This window comes from Saccharopolyspora spinosa NRRL 18395 (assembly GCF_000194155.1).
In the GTDB taxonomy this organism is placed as follows: Bacteria; Actinomycetota; Actinomycetes; order Mycobacteriales; family Pseudonocardiaceae; genus Saccharopolyspora; species Saccharopolyspora spinosa.
In genome coordinates this window covers 949296-968739 of record NZ_GL877878.1, presented here as the reverse complement: position 1 = coordinate 968739, position 19444 = coordinate 949296, and the positions used below count along the sequence as shown (strand labels likewise).

Genomic DNA, 19444 nt, shown 5'->3' with positions numbered 1-19444 from the left:
TCAGTCCCCAGCACGCTGGTACCGCCCGAGCGCGGTGAGCGGGAAGATCACCCGGTACAGGTGGTAGTTGATGTAGAAGTCGCCGGGGAACCCGGTGCCGGTGAACTGCGGTTCGTCCCAACCGCCGTCCACCCGCTGGGTGCGGGCCAGGTACTGCGTGCCGCGCTGCACCGCATCGGTGCCGTGCCGGCCCACCGCCAGCAGCGCCAACAACGCCCAGCCGGTTTGCGACGCCGTGGAATCGCCCCGGCCGATCCACTTCGGGTCGCGGTAGGAGCGCAGGTCCTCGCCCCAGCCACCGTCTGCGTTCTGGTGGCGTTCCAGCCACCGCACCGCCCGCCGCAGTGCCCGGTGATCGGGTTCGAGGCCCGCCCGGACCAGCGCCGGGACCACGGCTCCGGTGCCGTATACGTGGTTCGCGCCCCAACGGCCGAACCAGGACCCGTCCTTCTCCTGGTTGTCCAGCAGCCACTTCACGCCCCGTCGCACCACCCGATCGTCGTGCCCCAGCGCGGCCAGCGCCTCCACCACGTGCGCCGTCACGTCGGCCGACGGCGGGTCGATCACCTCGCCGAAATCGCAGAACGGCAGCTTGCGCGCCAGCGCCCGGGTGTTGTCGGCGTCGAAAGCGCCCCAGCCGCCGTCTCGGGACTGCATGCCGCGCAACCAGCGGACACCACGCTCGATGGCGCCACGCACCACCTCCCGGTCCGGGTGCTCGACCCGGTTCAGCGCGAGCAGCGCTTCGGCGGTGTCGTCGATGTCCGGGTAGCCGTCGTTGTCGAACTCGAACGCCCAGCCGCCCCCGGGCGGCAGGTTCGGGCGGCGCACCGACGCAGGAAATCAGTCGCCCGGCGCAGCGACAGGTGGTCGGCGGGCACCCCCGCATCGCGCAGCGCCTGCATGCCGAGCACGGTGTCCCACACCGGGGACTGGCAGGCCTCCAGCCGCCGCACCGGACCGGCCGGGGTCTGCTCGCGGATCAGGAAACCCTCCAACCCGGCGAGCCCGTGCCGCAGCACCGGGTGGTCCAGCGGGTAGCCGAGCAGGTGCAGCGCCAGCAGCGAATACACCCACGGCGGCTGGATCCCGCCCCAGGAGCCGTCGGCTTCCTGCCGCGCCACGATCCACTCCGCCGCGCGCAGCATCGCGTGCTTGCGCAGCCCCTTGAGCGGGCGTCGGTGGTAGCCGTGCAGAACCCGGTCCAGGGCGTGGAAACCGTACTTCCACGACCACTGTGGACGGACCTGCCCCGCCGCGCGTCCGGTGCGCAGTTCGCGCACGTCGATGCCGAGGTTGCGGCATGGTCGCAGCGTGCACACCACGGTCAGCGGGACGACGGTCTGCCGCGCCCAGCACCCCCAGTCCGATACGTTCAGCGGGAACCACTTCGGCAGCAGCACGAGTTCCGGCGGCATCGCGGGGAGTTCGTCCCAGGACCATTCGCCGAACAGCGCCAACCAGATCCGGGTGAACACCCGGGTGGCCTCCAGCCCGCCACACGCCAGGATCCAGTCGCGCGCCACCGCCATGTGCTCGGCGTCGACGTCGTCACCGGCGAGCTTGAGCGCCGTGTAGGCCTCCACCGTGGTGGACAGGTCGCCGGGTCCGCCGTAGAAGTTTGCCCAGGTGCCGTCGGGGCGCTGCTGCGAGCGGATCCAGCGGGCGGCCTGCTCGGTCTCGGTGGCGGTGCGGATGCCCAGGAACTGCCGCAGCAACAGGTCCTCGACGTCCATCGTCACGTTGGTCTCCAGCTCGCCCTTCCACCAGCCGTCGGGGTGCTGGAGGGAGAGCAGGTAGTCGCGGCCGGCGGCCAGCGCGGTCCGGGCATCGGCTCGCGCGCCGGACGCGGAAACCACTCCGGTGCGGATGGGCTGCTGCAACTGATCGGTCAAAGCTTCCTCCGTACGATGAACTCGGCCAGCTCGGTCAACGACTCGGTCGCGTCGCCATCGGGCAAGTACTCGTCGGCGGCGGCCAGCCGCCGCTCGCACTCCTGGCGGGTCCAGTCCGCCGAGCCGGCCCGCTGCACCATTTCGGCGGCCTCCTGCAGCTGGTCCTCGGTGAGCGGTTCGGCCTGCACGTACAGCCGGTGCAGCCGATCGCCGGCGGCGGTCCCGGAGCTCAGCGCGTGCACGACCGGCACCGACTTCTTGCGGGCTCGCAGGTCGGACAGCACGGGCTTGCCGGTGACGTCGGGGTCGCCCCACAGGCCGAGCAGGTCGTCGACGAGCTGGAAGGCCATCCCCAGTTCGGTGCCGTAGGCGTGCAGCCGGGCCACGGTTTCCCGCCGCGCGCCGACGTGGAGCGCGCCGATGGATGAGGCGCAGGCGAGCAGCGCGGCGGTCTTGTCGTGCGCCATCTGCAGGCATTCGTCGAGCCCGACCTCGGCGCGGCACTCGAAGTCCAGGTCGGCGGCCTGCCCGGCGATCAGGACGCGGGTCGCGATGGACAGCGACCGGGCCGCTGCCGCCGCATGGCGCGACGGCGATTCCAGCAAGATCTCGTTGGACAGCGCCAGCAACGCGTCCCCGGCGAGCAGCGCTGCCGGTTTTCCGAAGACGGTCCACGCGGTCGCCCGGTGGCGGCGGGAGGTATCGCCGTCCATCACGTCGTCGTGCAGCAGGGAGAAGTTGTGCACGAGTTCCACCGCGGCCGCCGCGACGACCGGATCCCCCGCGGTGGCAACGCTGCGCGCGGACAGCAGCACCATCGCCGGCCGCAGGGCCTTGCCACCACCACCGCCCGGGGAGCCGTCGGCGTCACTCCAGCCGAAGTGGTACTCGCACACCCGGCGGGTGTCCGGGTCGAGTCGGTCCACTGCGTTGCGCAGCACCGGATCCACCGCTTCCCTGGCGGTTTGCAGGGCTGGTGGCAGAACGGTCGTCATGCGGTCACCTCCACGCCGTGTTGCGAGCGCTGGTCCAGATCCACTACCTCGGCGGCGCGGGTACCGCTGAGCACCGCTCCCTCCGTCGTGTCGGGCCATCCGGTGGCGGTCCACGCCCCGGCGAGCACCAGGCCGGGCACCGCGGTGCGGGCCTGCGGCCGGAGCGCGCCGGTGCCGGGCGCCTGCCGGAAGGTCGCGCTGGGCTCGCGGGTGACGAAGAAGTCGAGGACCCGCGCGCTGCGGGCGTGCGGGAAGACCTGCCGCAGCGCGGGGATGAACAGGTCGTGCAGGTAATCGGTGCGCGCCTGGACGTGCTTTTGGGCGGCGGAAAGCGAGACGACCAGGTACTGCCCGCGGGGTGCGCCCGAGATGGATGTCCGGTCGAAGACCCATTGCACCGGGGAGTCCAGGACAGCGGCCATCTCGAGGCTGGTAACCGGCCGGTCGTAGAGCACGTGCACGTTGACGATCGGCGCTGCGGACAGCTTCGCCCACGTCGCCACGCCCGGTATCGGGAGGTCCGCCACAAGCGTCGCCGCCGCGCGGTGCGGGACCGCGACGACGACCGAGTCCGCGGTGAGCACCGATTCCCCGGTGTTCTCGCGCACCGGGACCTGAAAACCCTCGCCGGAGCGGCGGATCGCCCGAGCCTTGCAGCGGAGCCGGATGCCGACACCCGCTTCCAGCAACGTGCGGTGGGCGGCTTCGCCATGCAATTGTCCCAGCGGCACCTGGGGAATCCCGATGTCGGCGCTGTCGGTGGTGTCCAGCACGCCGAACCGGAACACCTTGGCCGCCAACGCCATCGACGCGTCCGCGGGCTCGGCGTTGAGCGCCGCCAACGCCAACAACCCCCACAGCGCATCGACGGCGCGCGGCGACTCGCCGCGCTGCCTCAGCCACTGCCCGAGGCTGATGTCGTCCAGCGCGGGGTCGGCCGGATCGAGCCGCCGAAGCGCCAGCGCGGTGCGCGCCACCCGCATCCGTTCCGCCGCGGTCAGCATCCGGTACCCAAGCAGCGTCGGGGTCAGGTGTGCCGGTGCCGGGAGGTTCCAGCGGCACAGCACCGAAGCCTGGCCGCCGGGGCTGAGCACCGGGACGTGGAACCGGGATTGCACGCTGATCGAGTCGGCGACGCCGAGCCGCTGCAGCAGGCCGGTGTAGGCGGTGTAGCAGCGCAGGAAGACGTGCTGCCCGGTGTCCACCACGAGGTCGCCGCGCACGAAGGAGTAAGTCGCGCCGCCCAGCCTGGGGCGCGTCTCCAGCAGCTCGACCTCGAATCCCAGTTCGGCGCAGCGCAGCGCCGCCGTCACCCCGGCCAAGCCGCCGCCGACCACCACCACGCGCCCCCGGCTCACGGTGCCATCCCCGCCAGCGACCGGGCCGCGACGCCCGCCTTCCGCCAGCCGGACAGCGAGGTCCGCACGCGGGTCGGCGGCGATGCGGGCCAGCAGTTCGTGATAGATGCCCGCCATCGACGCGCAGCAAGCCCGGCTGCGCCGGTCGAGCATCGGCAGCAGCCGAAGCCCTTCGGCGTACCACTGCTCGGCGCGGGCGGCCTGGAATCGGATCAGCCGGTCCCACCTCTCCGGGTCCTCGGCCCGCCCGTTGCCCGGCTCCAGCCGAACGCCGAACCTCTCGAGGTCCTCGGCAGGCAGGTAGACCCGCCCGGCCAGCTGGTCCTCCTGGATGTCGCGCAGGATGTTGGTCAGCTGCAGCGCGACACCGAGCGCGTCCGCGCGTCGCTCGGCCGTGGGCGGGTCGATGGTGCCGAACACGCCCAGTGACAGCCGCCCGATCGATCCGGCCACGCAGCGGCAGTAGTTCAGCAGCTCCTCGAAGGTGCCGTAGCGCACGCCGCGGACATCGGCCTCGCAGCCGTCGATGAGCTCGTCGAAGGCCGCCAGTGGCACCGGCAGGCGCGCCGCCGAGTCCGCCAGCGCCGCCAGCACCGGGTCAGCGGCGCCGATGCTGGCGGCGTGGATCGCCTCGCGGGCCTGCTTCAGGCGCCGCAGCTTCTCCTCGCGCGGCAGGTCGCCGTCGCCGATGTCGTCCACGCGGCGGGCGAAGGCGTAGACCGCCGACAGCGCCCGCCGCTTCGGGCCGGGCAGCAGCCGGATCCCGTAGGAGAAGTTTCGCGCCTGTTCCCGGGTGATCTGCTCGCACTCCAGGTAGGCGTCCCGGATCCGGGCCCAATCGGTCACCAGATGCCTCCCAACACGTACAACCGCCCCCATTCGGCGAAGGTTCGCCCCCGCCCCGGCCGCACGTCGAAGCCGAGCGGATCGTGCTTCGCCGCTGCGAACGCGGCCGCCGTGGCACGTCCACCCGCGACATAACCGGCTACCGCTATCCGGGCCATCCCGGACAGCTCCCTGACCAGCGGTGCGCCGGCGTCGAGCATCCGGCGCGCGCGGTCCACTTCGTACTTCACGAGCCCGCAGAGCATCGTCGAGGCGCGGTCGGCGACCAGTTCCGGTTCCTCGCAGCCGAAGCGCTGCATGTCGTCGGTCGGCAGGTACACCCGGTCCTGGCGGTAGTCCTCGGCGATGTCCTGGCAGTGCTCCAGGATCTGCAGCGCGCTGCAGATCCGGTCGGACAGCGTGATCAGCGCGGGTTCGGCCCGCCCGAAGACGTGCAGCACCGCTTCCCCGACCGGGTTCGCGGACAGGGCGCAGTAGTCGAGCAGGTCCGGGAAGCTGCGGTAGCGCCGCACCTGCTGGTCCTGCCGGTTGGCGTCGATCAACTTGACCAGCACCTCGTGCGGAATGGCACACTCGGCGACCGTCGGTGTCAGCGCACGCAGCATCGGAATCCGAGCCGTTCCCTGGTAGGCGCGCTTGAGATCGATTTCGAGGAAGTCGAGCAGCGCCGCGCGGTTGCCGGGAGCCTCGTCGCCGGCGTAGTCGACCAGCCGGAAGAAGCCGTACAGGGCGTGCAGGTGCCGCCGCAGCCCGTGTGGCAGGATCCGGGCGGCGACCGGGAAGTTCTCCGACCGCATCCGGGCGAGCACCGCGGCACTCCGCGGAAAGTCACCCGAACGTGGCATCCCGTCCGAGTTTTCGGAATCCCCGCCGGACATCGCGCTATCAGGCAGCGACAAGACCATCGAACCCTCCTCCTATCCCCGCCGACCAGGAGGCGCATTCGGCATCGTATGAGCCCCCATGCGGCACCGCAGGGCGAGCAACGACGCGCCGAGTTTTCCCATGATTCGTAACGTTGTTCGACCAGCGGAGCGCCGTGGTCTACATAGGACGCAGGGACGATCACCACAGTGGACCGGGCGGGGCCGCCGAGCCCGCTCCGACCGAACTGACACGACGTCAACAATCCGCCGGTCATAGCCGCTCCGGCACCGATTCCCCTGCGCCGACAATCGGGTGGCGTGCATTGACATCCGAGCAACAACCCAAGACCGTTGTCCGCACTCTCCCAGGTCCGCCCGTTGGTTCGCGACGAAGGGAACGCAACGTGACGACAGCAGAGCAGGTCCATGCCGCCGTCGAGGGCCTGACCATCACCGAACTCCTCCGCCGCAACGCCCGCGACCACACCGACCGGCCCGCGCTCACCACCGGGATCGGCCCCGGCGCCACCACCCTCAGCTGGTCCGCGCTGCGCGACGAGGTCGCCGCCGTCACCAGTGGGCTCTCGGCACACGGCCTCGGCCGCGGCGACCGCATGCTGATCGCCATGCCCAAGCGACCCGAGCTCTGGGCGTCCGACCTCGCCGCCGCCCACCTCGGGGCGATCTCCTGCACGCTCTACGACACGTCGACCACCGACCACATCCGCTACATCGCCCGGCACAGCGCGGCAGCGGTGGTCGTGCTGGAGGGTGCCGCGCAGTGGGCCCGGTGGCGCCCGATCATCGACGACCTGCCCGACCTGCGCACCGTGGTGGCGCTGGATCCGTCGATCATCCCGCCCGGCGATCCGCGCTTCGTCACGTACGCGGACCTTCGCGGCAGCGGCGATGTGGGGGATTTCCGCGACACCTTCGAAGAACTCACCGACGCCACGGCCCCCGACGAGGCGCTGTGCGCCGTGTACACCTCCGGCACCACCGGCGACCCGAAGGGCGTGGTGCTCTCGCACCGCAACGTGATCCACCAAGCGGTCATGCAGGACTTCCTGGTGCCGGCGCCGGAGCACCCGCGCTCGGTGTCGTACCTGCCGATGGCGCACATCGCCGAGCGGATGCTGAGCATCTACCTGCCGATCTGCACGGCGGGCCACGTCACGATCTGCCCGGATCCGGCCGCGTTACTGCACAGCCTGGTGGCGGTCCGGCCGCACGGACTGTTCGGCGTGCCACGGGTTTGGGAGAAGATGGTGGCCGGGCTGCAGGCCAAGTTCGCGTCGCTGCCCGAAGACCAGGCCGCGCTGCTCCAGCAGGCGCGGGCCGTGGCATCGCAGGTGTTCCGGCTGCGGGCTCGGTGTGCCGAGGTCCCGGCCGAGCTGGCGGCGCAGTTCGAGCAGGCCGACCCGTTCCTGAAGCAGATCCGCGCCGCCATCGGGCTGGACGCCTCGGTCCAGAACTTCAGCGGTGCGGCACCCGTTCCGGTGAGCGTGCTCGAATTCCTCGCCAGCATCGGACTTCCGGTGTACGAGGTGTGGGGGCTCAGCGAGACCAGCGGCTGCGCGACCGTGAGCACAGCGGAGGCGTTCGCGTTCGGCGCCGTGGGCGCGGCCGCGCCCGGGATGGAAGTGCGGTGCGCCGACGACGGCGAGCTGCTGGTGCGAGGTCCGGTGGTCTTCCGCGGGTACCTCCGCGCGAATGGCGGCTTGGACGACGCGACGGACGCCGACGGCTGGTTCGCCACCGGCGACATCGGCCGGGTCGACGAGCGGGGCCTGGTCTGGGTCACCGACCGCAAGAAGGAAATCCTCATCACCTCGGGCGGCAAGAACATCGCCCCGACCCGGGTCGAATCGCTGCTGCGGGCCCACCCACTGGTCGGCCAGGCGGTCGCGATCGGTGACCGCCGGCCGTACGTCACGGCGCTGGTCGTGCTGGACGAGGAGGCCGCACCGGCGTGGGCGAAGGCGCACGGCATCGACGCCGTCGACCCCGCATCGCTGGCCGCGCATCCCGCCGTGCTGCGCGAGGTCGACCACGCCGTCGTGCAGGCGAACAAAGCGTTGTCCCGCGCCGAACAGGTCAAGGCGCACCGGGTGCTCGGCGTCGCCTGGACCGCCGAATCCGGCGAGCTGACCCCGAAGCTGAGCCTACGGCGGCGGGTCATAGCCGAACGCTATGCCGCCGAGATCGACCGGCTCTACACCGAATCCCGGCGATGACCACACCCGCCAAGCGGCAGCGGCTGGCACCGGACCAGCGGCGGAAGCAGATCCTGGCGGTCGCCCGGCGGCTGTTCGGCCAGGGCTGCTACTCGTCGGTGTCCACATCGGACATCGCAAGGGCCGCAGGGGTGGCCCGGCCGCTGATCAACCACTACTTCGGCGGCAAGCGCCAGTTGTACCTGGAGGTCGTCCGGCAGATGCTGGTGACGCCCGTCTCCGTCACCGAACACCTGCCGCGCACCAACCCGCAGGAGCGGATCTCGATAGTGGTGGACCGGTGGATCGACGTAGTCGAACACAACCGGGAGATGTGGCTGTCCGCGATAGGCGAGGGCATCGGTCTGGACGAGGACCTCGACCAGGTCCTGCTGGAATCCGACGAGGTGGCCGCCGACCGGGTGCTGGAGGCGGCGATGATGACCGACGTCGTCGAGGGCCGCGAACAGCTGCGGGCGATGATCCGCGCCTACGGCACGATGCTCAAGGCCGCGTCCCGCGAATGGCTGGTCCGCGGCACCCTCAGCCGCGGTGATCTGCACATCATGCTGACCCGGTCTGCCTTGCACCTGCTGCAAGACGTGTACCCCGCGGTGCGCGAGCAGGCCGGCCCGAACGCTCGTCCGAGGTCCTGAGCCGACCCGACCTGGAGGGAGCGTTTCGTGTACCAGGGCTTGCCCACCGCCCGAGGTCCGATCGGCGACGCGCTGCTGCAGACCGGCCTGCTGCTCGATTTCGCCGTGCGCACCGCGGCGGCCGGTTTCCGGGCGGTGTGCCGGGCGCGCTTCGGCTGGTCGGAATTCCTGCAGCAGGCCTCGTTCCTGGCCGCCGTCACCACGCTGCCCGCGCTGCTGGTGACCATCCCGCTAGGCGTGGTGGTGGCGCTGAACGTCGGCTCGCTGGCCGGGCAGCTCGGCGCACAGGGCTACGGCGGGGCGGTGGTCGCGTTCGTGATCGTCGGCCAGGCCGCCCCGCTGATCTGCGCCCTGATGATCTCCGGCGTCGGCGGCTCCGCGATGTGCTCCGACCTGGGCGCCCGCAAGATCCGCGACGAGATCGACGCCCTGGAGGTGATGGGGCTGCCGGTCGTCGAGCGCCTGGTGGTGCCGCGCGTGGTGGCCGCGGCCGTGGTGAACACCCTGCTGGCGTGCATCGTGCTGCTCGTCGGCATCGCCACCACCTTCCTGTTCCAGATGTGGGTGCTCGGCGACGCGCCGGGCGCTTTCCTGCGCACGCTGACGCAGTTCTCCCGGGTGCCGGACTTCGTCGTCGCGCTGCTGAAGGCCGCGGTGTTCGCGGTGATCACCGCGGTGGTGTCCTGCTTCAAGGGGCTGACCGCCAAGGGCGGGCCGGGCGGCGTGGCAACCGCGGTCAACGAGGCCGTGGTGATCTCTTTCGTGCTGGTCTTCGTCGCGAACACGGTGATGACCGAGCTGTACCCGGTGCTCGTCCCGGCGAAGGGGGAGTACTGATGGCGCTGCCGCCGGCAGTCACCCGGTTCGCCGCAGCCCGACTCGGCTCCATTGTGGACGCTCTGGCGGCGGTGGGGTTGCACTTCACCTGCTACCTGCGGGCGATCGCGGCGATCCCGCACGTGCTGGGGCGGCATGGGCGCGACGTGGCGCGGCTGGTCGGCGAGATCAGCCTCGGTTCGGCGTCGCTGCTGGCCGGCGGCGGGACCATCGGCGTGGTGTTCGCGATGTCTTTCGTCTCCAGCACCCAGGTGGGCTTGGAGGGGCACCGCGGCCTGGACCTGCTGGGACTGTCGCCGATGACCGGGCTGGCGGCGGCGCTGGTGAGCACCCGGGAGATCGCCCCGCTGGTGGCCAGCATCGCGCTCGCCGCGAAGGTTGGCACCGGCTTCACCGCGCAGCTGGGCGCGATGCGCATCTCCGAGGAGATCGACGCGTTGGAGGCGATGTCGGTGCGCTCGCTGCCGTACCTGGTGAGCACCCGGATGGTGGCGGCGTTCCTGTCGGTGATTCCGCTGTACTTGGTGGGGCTGTTCGCCTCCTACCTGGCCACCGGGGTCGCGGTCGTGTACCTCAACGGCGTTTCCGAAGGCACCTACAACTACTACTTCCGACTGGTCCTGACGCCGGAGGACGTGCTGTTCTCGCTGCTCAAGGCCGTGGCGTTCGCGATCGTCGTGACGCTGGTGCACTGCGCCTACGGCTACTACGCCGCAGGCGGCCCGGAAGGCGTCGGGAAGGCAGCCGGCCGCGCGCTGCGCACCAGCATCGTCGCCATCACCATCGCCGATGTGCTGCTGAGCATCGCGTTCTGGGGCTTGCGACCGACGCTACCCGCATTGGGGATATAGCGATGGCCAAGCCGCAACGATTACCCGCGCGTCGCCACAACGCGCTGGCCGTTCGTGGATTCGCCGCGCTGCTGGCGCTCTTCGTCGCCGCGGTCGCGACCGTACTCGGCGGCGCCGGACTATTCCGGTCGGACCCCGAGGTCACCACGGTGTTGCCCGCTGCCGCCGGGCTGGTCCGGCCGGAAACACCGGTGCAGTACCGCGGTGTCCGCGTTGGGCGGCTGGCCGATGTCGACCCCGGAATCGGCGGTTCGCGGCTGACACTGCGGCTGGAGTCCGACAAGCTGGTGGACATCCCGGGGGATGTCCGGGTGCGGCTGATGCCGCGCACCATCTTCGGCGACCAGTACCTCGACTTCACCGTTCCCGAAGCGCCGAACGGAACCGAACTCGTTGCCGGGGCGGAGGTTCCGGCTGACGACTCACGCCCGACGATGCAGCTCTACCACGCGTACACCCGCCTCTACCAGCTGGTCGAATCCCTGCAACCGGCCCGCCTCCAGACCGCTTTCTCGGCTCTAGCCGAGGCATTGCGCGGCCGGGGCAACCAGCTCGGCAGCGTGCTCGACGATGCCGCGCAGCTGGCCGGGAGCCCGCCGTTCGACAACCTCGGCGAGCACTTGGACACGTTCTCCGCGCTCAGCGCCGACCTCGCCGCCGCCGCACCGGATGCGGTGCAAGCCCTGGACAACGCCGTCGCGCTGTCGGGCACGATCGTGCGGCGCAAGCAGGCGATCGGCGACCTCCTCGGCGCGGGCCTGGCGCTGACCGACCGGTCGCAGCGGTTCGTCGACGAAAACGCGCAGCGCATCATCCGCATCGTGCGCGCCACCGGCCCGGTCGCCGAGGTCCTCGGCCGGTACCCGCACGCGGTGCGCGACGGTGTGGATGCCCTGGACGCATTCCTGGACGGCGCGAATCGCGCTTTCTCCACCGGGTTCTTCAAGATCCGCATGGCCGGCACCCTGGACCGCCCCTACCCGTACTCGCCCGCGGACTGCCCGCGCTACCCCGGACTCGACGGCCCCAACTGCGGCACGCGGCCGCCCGAAGGGCCGATCGGTCCGGTGGGCGGCAGCCCGCAGGAACTCGACGCGATGCGGCAGTTGGCGCCCCTGCTGCCCACCCCGCCCGCTGCTCCCCCGCCGTCGCCTGACGTGCTCGGCCTCCTGCTGGGGCCGGTGGTGCGCGGATCGGAGGTCGTGACGCCGTGACACGAACCCGCTCCGCGCACGTCCGACTCGTCGTTTTCGTTGCCGTGTCGGTGTTTTCGGGCATCGTCGTGGTGAACACGCTGACCGACCCGATGACCCGGCGCTCGGTGACCTACCACGCGGTGTTCACCGACGTAGCCGGGCTGCAGCCGGGCAGCGACGTGACCATCGCCGGGGTCCGGGTCGGGGAGGTCTCCGAGGTCACCGCACACGACGGACTGGCTCAGGTGTCCTTCGACCTGGCCGCAGAACAGCGGATTCCCGCCACCGGACTGGCCGTCATCCGCTACGCCGACCTCACCGGCGCCCGCGCGCTGTCGCTGACCCCGGGGCAGGGTGGGCCGCCGCTGGAACCCGGCGCCACGATCCCGGTCGAGCGCACCCGCCCCGCGTTCGATCTCACCGCCCTGTTCAACGGGTTCAAGCCGCTGTTCAAGGCGCTGGAACCGGGGCAGGTCAACCAGCTGGCGGCCGAGATCGCCGCGGTGTTCCAAGGCGAAGGCGGCACCGTCAACGCGCTGCTGTCGCGGATCGTCTCCCTGACCGCCACGCTCGCCAGCCGCGACGAGGTGATCGGCGAAGTCGTCGACAACCTCAACGCCGTGCTGGGCACCATGAACCGGCGGCGCGAGGAGCTGCGCGCACTCCTCGACGGGCTCGGCCGGTTGGCTTCCGAAACGGCCGCCAGTCGCGGGCAGATCGCGGCTGCCATCGACAGCGGTTCGGCGGTGGCCCACTCGCTGGCGAAGCTGCTGGGCGACGTCGGGCCCGGCCTGTCGCGCGATGTGCGTTCCGTGCAGGAGATCACCGCGATGCTGGTGCGCAACCAGCAGCAGATCGACGTTGCCGTGCAGGAGATGCCCGCGTTCCTCGACACCCTCGACCGCGTCACCGGCTACGGGTCGTGGGCGAACGTCTACCTCTGCAATCTGAGCGTCCAGGTCGCCGGTGATCCCGTCGACCTCGGCGTGGGCCCGCACACGGAGGTGTGCCGATGAGGAAGGTGCTGGTCAACGGCGCGATCGGCGCGGTCGTGGTGCTGCTCCTGCTGGCCGGTTCGATCGCCGTGCCCCGCGTGCTGTTCCTGTTGCGCACCAACGAGTACCACGCCGAGTTCGGCAACGCCGCCGGGCTCGAGGTGGGCACGCAGGTCATGGTCGCCGGGGTGCCCGCGGGCCGGGTGACCGAGGTAGCGCTGGCCGGGGACCGGGTTCGCGTCTCGTTCCGGCTCGACGACGCGCATTCCCTGGGCCGCGACACCCGCGCCGCGATCAAGCTGCGGACCGTGCTCGGAACCCGTTATCTGAGCGTGGAATCCGCCGGTCCCGCACGGCTCTCCCCCGGTGGAACCATCCCGTTGTCGCACACCTCGGTGCCCTACAGCCTCGACGAGCTCCAATCCGCCGCGAAATCCACCGCCGAAGGCCTGGACCTGCCCCGGCTGCGCGCCATGATCGACGCCGTGGACGAGGTTTCGCCAGACGATCCGCAGCTTCTCGGCAACGTGCTCGACGGCATCGCCACGGCCTCGGCGATCGTCGGAGAACGTGGCGAGCAGATGCAGGAACTGCTGCGCGGTACCCGAATGCTGACCACGACGCTGGTCGAGCAGCAGGACACGCTGGTCACGTTGCTCGGCGACGCGCAGCTGATCGTCGACACGCTGCAACAACGCCGGACCGTCATCCGCCAGCTCAGCACCGACGTGCACACCGTCGTCGACCAACTGGAGCGGCTGCTCCGGGAGAACCGGGACGTCCTCGACCCGCTGCTGGCGGACCTGCACGCCCTGACCGATTCGCTGGAGCGCAACGACCTGGCCATCGACGAGAGCCTGCGCCGGCTCGGCCCGGCCAGCCGATACCTCGCCAACGCCACCGGGAACGGCCCGTGGGGCGAGGTATCGGCGCCGCTGGGTCCGGTCCCCGACAACGTGCTGTGCGTCGCCGGACTGTTCAAGAGGTGCCGATGAGCCGCAGAACGCTGATCGCATGCATCGTGCTGGTCGCGCTCGTCACCGGCGGCTGGTTCAGCGTGCTCGCGCCTCGCCCCGGACTGGAAGTGTCGGCCGACTTCAGCTATGCGGACGGCATCTTCCCCGGCAACCGGGTCGCCATCCTGGGCGTCGAGGTCGGCAGGGTCGAATCGGTGCAGCCGCAGGGCGCGACGGTGCGGGTGCGGGTGCGCATGCCCGCCGACACCGCGCTGCCCGCCGATGCGCAGGCATACATCATGAGCCCGGCGATCATCAGCGACCGCTACGTCGAGCTCGGCCCCGCCTACACCGGCGGCCCCCGGCTGACCAACGGCGCGGTGATCCCCGTGCAGCGAACCCACTCCCCCATCCGCTTCGACCAGCTGTCCCGGTCGCTGGACTTGCTGCTGGCCGCCTTCGGGCCCTCCGGCGGCGATCCCGGCGTGCTCGACCGGCTGCTGCGCAGCAGCGCGTCGGCGTTGGACGGGCAAGGCCCGCGGATTCGCGATGCGATCACCGACGTCGCCCAGGCCAGCGAGGTGCTGGCGGGCGGCAGCGGCGATCTCGGCGCGGTGCTGGACAACCTCGACCGGTTGGTCCGGGTTCTCCTCCAGCACCGGGACGCAGTCGACTCGCTGGCTGCCTCGACCGCCCAGGCGGGCGCGGACTTCCAGGCCCAGCAGCAGGAAATCGGCGATGCCATCGGCAAGCTGTCCGCTGTGCTGGTCGCCGTCGACGACCTCCTGCGGCGGCACGGCGAGAAACTCGGCGGCGACGTCTCCCAGCTCGCCCAGTTCGCCGGCACGCTCGCCGAACGGCAGCGGGAGCTCGCCGAAACGCTGGACACGATGCCGCTGGCGATGGACAACTTCGACCGCGCGATCACCGACGACGAACGCCTCCGCATCCGGCTGAACATCTCCACCAACCTCAGCCAGTTCGACACCACCGCGCAACTGTGCCGCCAGCTGCCGCTCCCGCTGTGCACTGGCGCGGGGATCACCAACCCGATCCCGTTCCCGCCGGACATCGAACCGCTGCGCGCGATACTCGGGGGTGGCCGGTGAACCGGTCCGCGCCCGGGGTGCTCGCTGTCGTGCTGCTGACCAGTTCGTGCGGGCTGAGCCTGCAGAACCTGCCCGTCGGCAACGGCACGTCCGGGTACCAGGTCACCGCGGTGTTCTCCGATGTCGGGCAGCTGCCGAAGGGCGGCGCGGTGCGGCTCGGGCAGGCCGTGGTGGGTCATGTGTCGGCCATCGGCACCCAGGACTTCCGTGCCGTGGTGGAGCTCGACATCGACCGGGACGTCCGGCTGCCCGCCGGCACCACCGCGCGCCTGGAGCTCGCCTCCCCGCTGGGCGAGGAGTTCGTCGTCCTGCAGCCCCCGTCCACATTGGAGGGCGAGTCGCTCGCCGACGGTTCGGTGATCCCGATCGAGCGGACCTCCCGCGGTCCGGACATCGAGAACGCGCTCGCCGCGGTCGGCACCCTGCTCAACGGTTCCGGCCTCGACCAGGCCCGGACCATCGTCACCGAGCTCAACACCGCGCTCGACGGCCGCGAACAGCGGGTTCGCGACCTGCTGGGGCAGCTGGAGCACATCCTGGCGTCGCTGAACCGGCACCGCGCCGAGATCACCGGGCTGATCGACTCGATGCACGCCACCTCGCAAGACCTGGCGGCGAGCCAGACCACCCTGGACGCGGCGCTGACGCAGGTGCGGCCCGCGATCGACGCGCTGCTGGCCGAACGCGAGCGGTTCACCACACTGCTGGCCAACACCGCGGATCTGAGCGACGCCACAACGGCCCTGCTGGACCAGACCGGCGAATCCCTGACCCGCCAGGTCGAGCAGTTCCGGCCGGTGCTGGCGGACCTGCAGTCGCTGGACGGAAACCTCGGCACCACCGTGCAGTCGCTGCGCCGGTTCTCGGGGCTGTTCCAGCAGGCCACGCCAGGCGATTACCTGCTGTTCAACGGCACGCTCGACGTCCCCGGCACCGTCGTCCAGCTGCTGGCCCCCGGCACCCCGATGCCGCCGCCCGGCCAAGGCGGCGTGGGCTCCATCCTGCGAGGAGGCACCCGATGAACCGCCGCCGCGCCACAGCACAAATCGCGCTGTTCCTGGTCATAAGCATCGCCTGCGCCTACTACGTGGTGACGAACGTGGCTGGCCCGCAGGCGCTGCGCGAACCGGTCCGGGTCACGATGCGGATGGCCGACAGCAGCTCGATCACGCCGACCTCCCAGGTCACCTACCGGGGCGTAGTGATCGGCACCGTTTCCGACGTGCGGATCGACCCGGGCGGCGGCGGGGTTTCGGTGCGGCTGGCGTTGAACCCGGACGTCCGGATTCCGGCCGCCACCAGGGCGGTCGTGAGCATGGCGACGCCGCTGGCGCTGCAGACCGTCGACCTGCAGCCCGCCGGCGATACCGGCCCGTTCCTGCGCGACGGCAGCGTCATCGCACCGGAGCAGACCGAACGGCCCATGCCGCTGGAAACGATGCTGGTGCACTTCACCGAGCTCAGCGAGCAGCTGCGGCCGGAGGACGTCGCGACGGTCACCGATGCCCTCGCCACCGGGCTGCAGGGCGCCGGCCCGGAGCTCACCCGCATCCTGGACAACTCCGCGACCCTGCTGAAGATGCTGCGGGAACGGCAACCGCAGCTGCAACGCCTCGTGGACGGCACCCGGACGTTGATCGGCCCCGGCGGCTCGCAGGGCGAGCGGATCCGCGACCTGGCGGCGGGCCTGCGCTCGCTGAGCGACCAGATCCGGCAGCGCGAACCGGACATCAACCGGATCCTGGACATCGCGCCAGGCACCGCCCAGCAGCTCGCCGACCTGTTCGCGCGCAGCGACCCGGCGGCTACCGCGCTGCTCGGAAACCTGGTAACCACCAGCCAGATCGTCACGGTCCGCTCGCCCGCGATGGAACAGCTGATCATCTCGCTGCCCGCGGCGCTTTCCGGGCTGGGCGGCGTGGTGCACGGCGACACCGCGGACTTCTACCTGGTCGGCACCCAGGGCCCGGTCTGCGCCACGCCGGCCGAACGCCGCTCGCCCACCGACGTGACGCCTCGCCCGGCCGGGCTCGACTGGAACTGCCCGGCCGACCAGCCGAACCTCGGCCCACGACCGGCGATGACCACCTACGACCCGGCGACCGGCAACACCCCGGCCGGCTTCCAGCTCGGCTCGCCGGGCGGCCAGGGCACCGTGCTCGGCCGTGAGTTCCGGGCACTCGATTCCACCGCAGTCGGGTCGGGAACTGGAGTAGTGAATGATCACTGACGTTAGGGCCGAGGGCCTTCGTGCCGCCATATCCAAACGTTCCGCGCCCCTTACGCCGGGGAGTCCTTCACGACTGCACCTCCACGATCTTCACCGCTTCCCTGGCCTTCGCCCTTTCTGCTCTGGGCTCGGTACCCCCTCGCCCCACCCACAAACAGACAGATCAGCAAACGACGCGGCAGGCTTCACTTCACGTCACGGACCGCTCGATTGCATTCCGTCGTCAACCACTCATCAGATCAACCACCAATCACTACTGGACACACAGGAGTCCGCTGATGACCGACACCGACACCGAACCGGCCGAACAGGAGACCAGATCCCGGCGGCGTCCTAAGCCGTTGCTCGTGCTCGTGCTGGTGGCCGCGGTCCTCGGCATCGCCGGCTACCTCGGCGTTCAGCTGCACCAAGAACGGGCGGCGGCCGATGCTCGCACTAGGGCGTTGGAGTCGGCCCGGACTTACGCCACCGATCTGTCCACGTACGACTTCAACGACCTGGACCGGAACTTCGCCGCCGTCACCGCGAACTCGCACGGCCAGTTCGCCGAGCAGTACAAGCAGATCAGCGCCAGCCTGACCGAACTGATCAGGCTGAACCGGGCGGTCTCGCAGGGTTCGGTGCTGTCGGCCGGGATCGTCGAATCGGATCAGGACCGGGCCGTGGTGGCGTTGTTCGTCGACCAGCAGATCACCAACGTCAACAGCCCGCAGCCGCGAATCGACCGCAATCGCATGCAGATGACCCTGGTGCACGTCGACGAACACTGGCTGATCGACGACATCGAACTGCTCTGAATTGTTCCCGGCTCATTTCATACGGCGGCGCGGGTAGCGGAACCTCAGACGCCGCCTCGACTGGGGATCCCCGAATTGCGTATGACCGAGGAGCTCCAACCGGCGATCACGGGGACCAGGTGGGCGCGAGCGAAGGCTCGGGACCGCGCGTCGTCCTCCGCCGGGATGCAGCCGTGCGGAGTGAGCAGCATCGAGTGAGCCAGCCGCACAAACACCTCCGCGACGGGCTCGGGGTCGAAGCGCCGCAGCCGACCGGCCTGCTGATGCCGGCGCAGCTTCTCGGCCAGGTAGCTGCGGGCGGCCGCGAGCACGGCACCGGCGTCCACGGTCAACGCCGGTAGCGCCGCCGCCGGTTCGAGCGTCAGGAGCCGGTTCAGCAGCGAATGCGCGCGCAGCCCTGTGACGACCGCGACGAAGCACTCCACGGTCTGCTCGGCGGGGTCCTCGATGTGGTCGATCCGCTCGTCCAGCCAGGCCATAAAGCCCCGCACCTCCCGCAACAGCACCGCCCTCACCACCGCGTCCCGGTCCGGGAAGCGCCGGTACACCGTGGCGCGCCCGAGCCCGGCGCGGCGGGCGATATCGCGCATCGTCGTCCGCTGGATCCCGATGTCCTCGAACGCTTCCCGGGCCGCATCAAGCACTCGATCATCGGCGGGTTCCGAGAACGGGCGCTGCAAGGCGCCTTCCAACGCACCGGGTGTCACGTGGCCACCGGGCAGGTCTGCTTCGCCCGGTGCTTGGCTCGGTAGTGGTGGAACGAGTCCGGCCCGAGGTCGGCGATCTCGTAACCGTCCGGATAGGACATCGGACCGGGCCCGACCGGGCGGGTATCCGGCCGGACCGGCCCCACGCGCACGAGCTCGGCGCGCACCTTCAGCGCCGCCTCGGCGGCCTTTCGGCCGACGTTCCCGACCTGCGGGAAGCCGAAGGCGGTCAGCAGGTGCGGCTCCATCAGGAACCGCGCCGCCCGCGCCACGGCCGGGGACAGCAACCGCGGATACCAGGAGCCGAACAGGTCCAGCGTCGCGTCGGCGACCCGGCGGCCGCCCGCGTCGAATGCGAAGTGCTCGCGCTCGTAATCGTCAAACAGCCGCTCGAACTCCGCGTAGGTCTCCGGGATTCCAGAGAGCTTCATGCCCTCACCGAGCCGCCGCATGGTGTTGGTCAGCGCCCGCACCTCGCTCGGGTGCAGCTTCCGCCAGCCGAACTGCTCGATCCACCGCACCGGCGTCACCACGAACGTCGACAGCGTGTAGGCGTAGTCGTCGTTGCTGATCCGGTACCGGCCGTGGATGGCGTTGAGTTGTTCCAGCGCCTGCCGCCCGCGGTCGCTGGTGGTGCCCCAGTGGAAGATCTCGTAGAGGACGAGCACGGTGTCGTCGTAGCGCTTCTGCGCAGACCGGGTGAATTCGCCGGTGCGGTCCAGCAGCCGGCCGATACGGGGTACCGCGTAGGTTCGGAACAGCGCGAACTCCAGGGCCTTGGTGATGTCCCAGGGGAATTCGTACTCGGCGAGCAGCCGGTAGATCTCCTCGCAGTCGCGATCGGGATCGAGCGCGAGGATCCGCTCCAGCCGGTCGAAACGCCTCATTGCGCAAGCACCTCGTCTCGCGTGTTCGATTGCCGCGACCGTAGCGA

Annotated in this window: 15 protein-coding genes and 3 pseudogenes; 11 read left to right on the top strand and 7 right to left on the bottom strand. The window is 70.5% G+C overall.

The window, feature by feature from the left end; genetic code table 11:
• The 5 genes and pseudogenes from shc to hpnC all read right to left on the bottom strand — a co-directional run bounded on the left by shc (position 1) and on the right by hpnC (position 5999).
• Positions 1–1859: pseudogene (shc, locus tag SSPN_RS42460) on the bottom strand (squalene--hopene cyclase).
• Positions 1860–1891: 32 nt separating this feature from the next.
• A complete protein-coding gene (locus SSPN_RS0104775; protein ID WP_010692650.1) occupies positions 1892–2890 on the bottom strand; it encodes a polyprenyl synthetase family protein in 999 nt (332 codons plus the stop codon).
• Positions 2887–4221: pseudogene (gene hpnE, locus SSPN_RS50405) on the bottom strand (hydroxysqualene dehydroxylase HpnE); the annotation flags it as partial. The pseudogene hpnE and the gene SSPN_RS0104775, both read right to left, overlap by 4 nt.
• A gap of 23 nt (positions 4222–4244) precedes the next feature.
• Positions 4245–5127 (bottom strand): annotated as a pseudogene (gene hpnD / locus SSPN_RS59260) (presqualene diphosphate synthase HpnD).
• Positions 5091–5999, bottom strand: coding sequence for a squalene synthase HpnC (gene hpnC, locus SSPN_RS0104765; protein ID WP_010692648.1), 909 nt, complete (start codon positions 5997–5999; stop codon positions 5091–5093). The pseudogene hpnD and the gene hpnC overlap by 37 nt, the downstream one beginning before the upstream one ends.
• 365 nt (positions 6000–6364) lie before the next feature.
• Between hpnC and SSPN_RS0104760 the strand changes: the two genes are divergently transcribed.
• The 11 genes from SSPN_RS0104760 to SSPN_RS0104710 all read left to right on the top strand — a co-directional run bounded on the left by SSPN_RS0104760 (position 6365) and on the right by SSPN_RS0104710 (position 17803).
• Positions 6365–8197 (top strand): AMP-dependent synthetase/ligase, encoded by a 1833-nt coding sequence (locus SSPN_RS0104760; protein ID WP_010692647.1) that lies wholly within the window; start codon positions 6365–6367, stop codon positions 8195–8197.
• Complete coding sequence (locus SSPN_RS0104755) at positions 8194–8832, top strand: TetR/AcrR family transcriptional regulator (RefSeq protein ID WP_010692646.1); 639 nt, start codon at positions 8194–8196, stop codon at positions 8830–8832. The genes SSPN_RS0104760 and SSPN_RS0104755 overlap by 4 nt, the downstream gene beginning before the upstream one ends.
• A gap of 27 nt (positions 8833–8859) precedes the next feature.
• Positions 8860–9669 carry an MlaE family ABC transporter permease gene (locus SSPN_RS0104750; protein WP_010692645.1) on the top strand — a complete coding sequence of 270 codons (810 nt, stop codon included), beginning with the start codon at positions 8860–8862 and terminating at the stop codon, positions 9667–9669.
• Complete coding sequence (locus SSPN_RS0104745) at positions 9669–10520, top strand: MlaE family ABC transporter permease (RefSeq protein WP_010692644.1); 852 nt, start codon at positions 9669–9671, stop codon at positions 10518–10520. The genes SSPN_RS0104750 and SSPN_RS0104745 overlap by 1 nt, the downstream gene beginning before the upstream one ends.
• Before the next feature lie 2 nt (positions 10521–10522).
• Complete coding sequence (locus SSPN_RS0104740) at positions 10523–11734, top strand: MCE family protein (protein ID WP_010692643.1); 1212 nt, start codon at positions 10523–10525, stop codon at positions 11732–11734.
• Positions 11731–12732: an MCE family protein gene (locus tag SSPN_RS0104735; protein WP_010692642.1), complete on the top strand. Its 1002-nt coding sequence runs from the start codon at positions 11731–11733 to the stop codon at positions 12730–12732. Before SSPN_RS0104740 ends, SSPN_RS0104735 begins: the two co-directional genes overlap by 4 nt.
• Positions 12729–13706 (top strand): MCE family protein, encoded by a 978-nt coding sequence (locus SSPN_RS0104730; protein ID WP_044572573.1) that lies wholly within the window; start codon positions 12729–12731, stop codon positions 13704–13706. Before SSPN_RS0104735 ends, SSPN_RS0104730 begins: the two co-directional genes overlap by 4 nt.
• Positions 13703–14776, top strand: coding sequence for an MCE family protein (locus SSPN_RS0104725; protein WP_010692640.1), 1074 nt, complete (start codon positions 13703–13705; stop codon positions 14774–14776). Before SSPN_RS0104730 ends, SSPN_RS0104725 begins: the two co-directional genes overlap by 4 nt.
• Positions 14773–15798, top strand: a complete 1026-nt coding sequence (locus tag SSPN_RS0104720; protein ID WP_010692639.1) for an MCE family protein — start codon at positions 14773–14775, stop codon at positions 15796–15798. The genes SSPN_RS0104725 and SSPN_RS0104720 overlap by 4 nt, the downstream gene beginning before the upstream one ends.
• Positions 15795–17006: an MlaD family protein gene (locus tag SSPN_RS0104715; protein ID WP_010692638.1), complete on the top strand. Its 1212-nt coding sequence runs from the start codon at positions 15795–15797 to the stop codon at positions 17004–17006. Before SSPN_RS0104720 ends, SSPN_RS0104715 begins: the two co-directional genes overlap by 4 nt.
• Positions 17007–17284: 278 nt before the next feature.
• A complete protein-coding gene (locus SSPN_RS0104710) occupies positions 17285–17803 on the top strand; it encodes a hypothetical protein (protein WP_010692637.1) in 519 nt (172 codons plus the stop codon).
• A 44-nt stretch (positions 17804–17847) separates the two neighbouring features.
• On the opposite strand, the gene SSPN_RS0104705 is transcribed toward SSPN_RS0104710, so the two are convergent.
• Both SSPN_RS0104705 and SSPN_RS0104700 read right to left on the bottom strand, forming a co-directional pair.
• Entirely contained in the window at positions 17848–18510 is a 663-nt protein-coding gene (locus tag SSPN_RS0104705; protein WP_010692636.1) for a TetR/AcrR family transcriptional regulator, read from the bottom strand.
• Positions 18507–19397 (bottom strand): oxygenase MpaB family protein, encoded by an 891-nt coding sequence (locus SSPN_RS0104700; protein WP_010692635.1) that lies wholly within the window; start codon positions 19395–19397, stop codon positions 18507–18509. The genes SSPN_RS0104705 and SSPN_RS0104700 overlap by 4 nt, the downstream gene beginning before the upstream one ends.
• Positions 19398–19444: the final 47 nt, after the last annotated feature.

What these genes read in the sequence shown, in the direction of transcription:
- SSPN_RS0104710 (WP_010692637.1), top strand. Translation starts at nt 17,285, where the DNA reads ATGACCGACACCGACACCGAACCGGCCGAACAGGAGACCAGATCCCGG.
- SSPN_RS0104725 (WP_010692640.1), top strand. Translation starts at nt 13,703, where the DNA reads ATGAGCCGCAGAACGCTGATCGCATGCATCGTGCTGGTCGCGCTCGTC.
- hpnC (WP_010692648.1), bottom strand. Translation starts at nt 5,999, where the DNA reads ATGGTCTTGTCGCTGCCTGATAGCGCGATGTCCGGCGGGGATTCCGAA.
- SSPN_RS0104730 (WP_044572573.1), top strand. Translation starts at nt 12,729, where the DNA reads ATGAGGAAGGTGCTGGTCAACGGCGCGATCGGCGCGGTCGTGGTGCTG.
- SSPN_RS0104740 (WP_010692643.1), top strand. Translation starts at nt 10,523, where the DNA reads ATGGCCAAGCCGCAACGATTACCCGCGCGTCGCCACAACGCGCTGGCC.
- SSPN_RS0104700 (WP_010692635.1), bottom strand. Translation starts at nt 19,397, where the DNA reads ATGAGGCGTTTCGACCGGCTGGAGCGGATCCTCGCGCTCGATCCCGAT.
- SSPN_RS0104745 (WP_010692644.1), top strand. Translation starts at nt 9,669, where the DNA reads ATGGCGCTGCCGCCGGCAGTCACCCGGTTCGCCGCAGCCCGACTCGGC.
- SSPN_RS0104775 (WP_010692650.1), bottom strand. Translation starts at nt 2,890, where the DNA reads ATGACGACCGTTCTGCCACCAGCCCTGCAAACCGCCAGGGAAGCGGTG.
- SSPN_RS0104755 (WP_010692646.1), top strand. Translation starts at nt 8,194, where the DNA reads ATGACCACACCCGCCAAGCGGCAGCGGCTGGCACCGGACCAGCGGCGG.
- SSPN_RS0104715 (WP_010692638.1), top strand. Translation starts at nt 15,795, where the DNA reads ATGAACCGCCGCCGCGCCACAGCACAAATCGCGCTGTTCCTGGTCATA.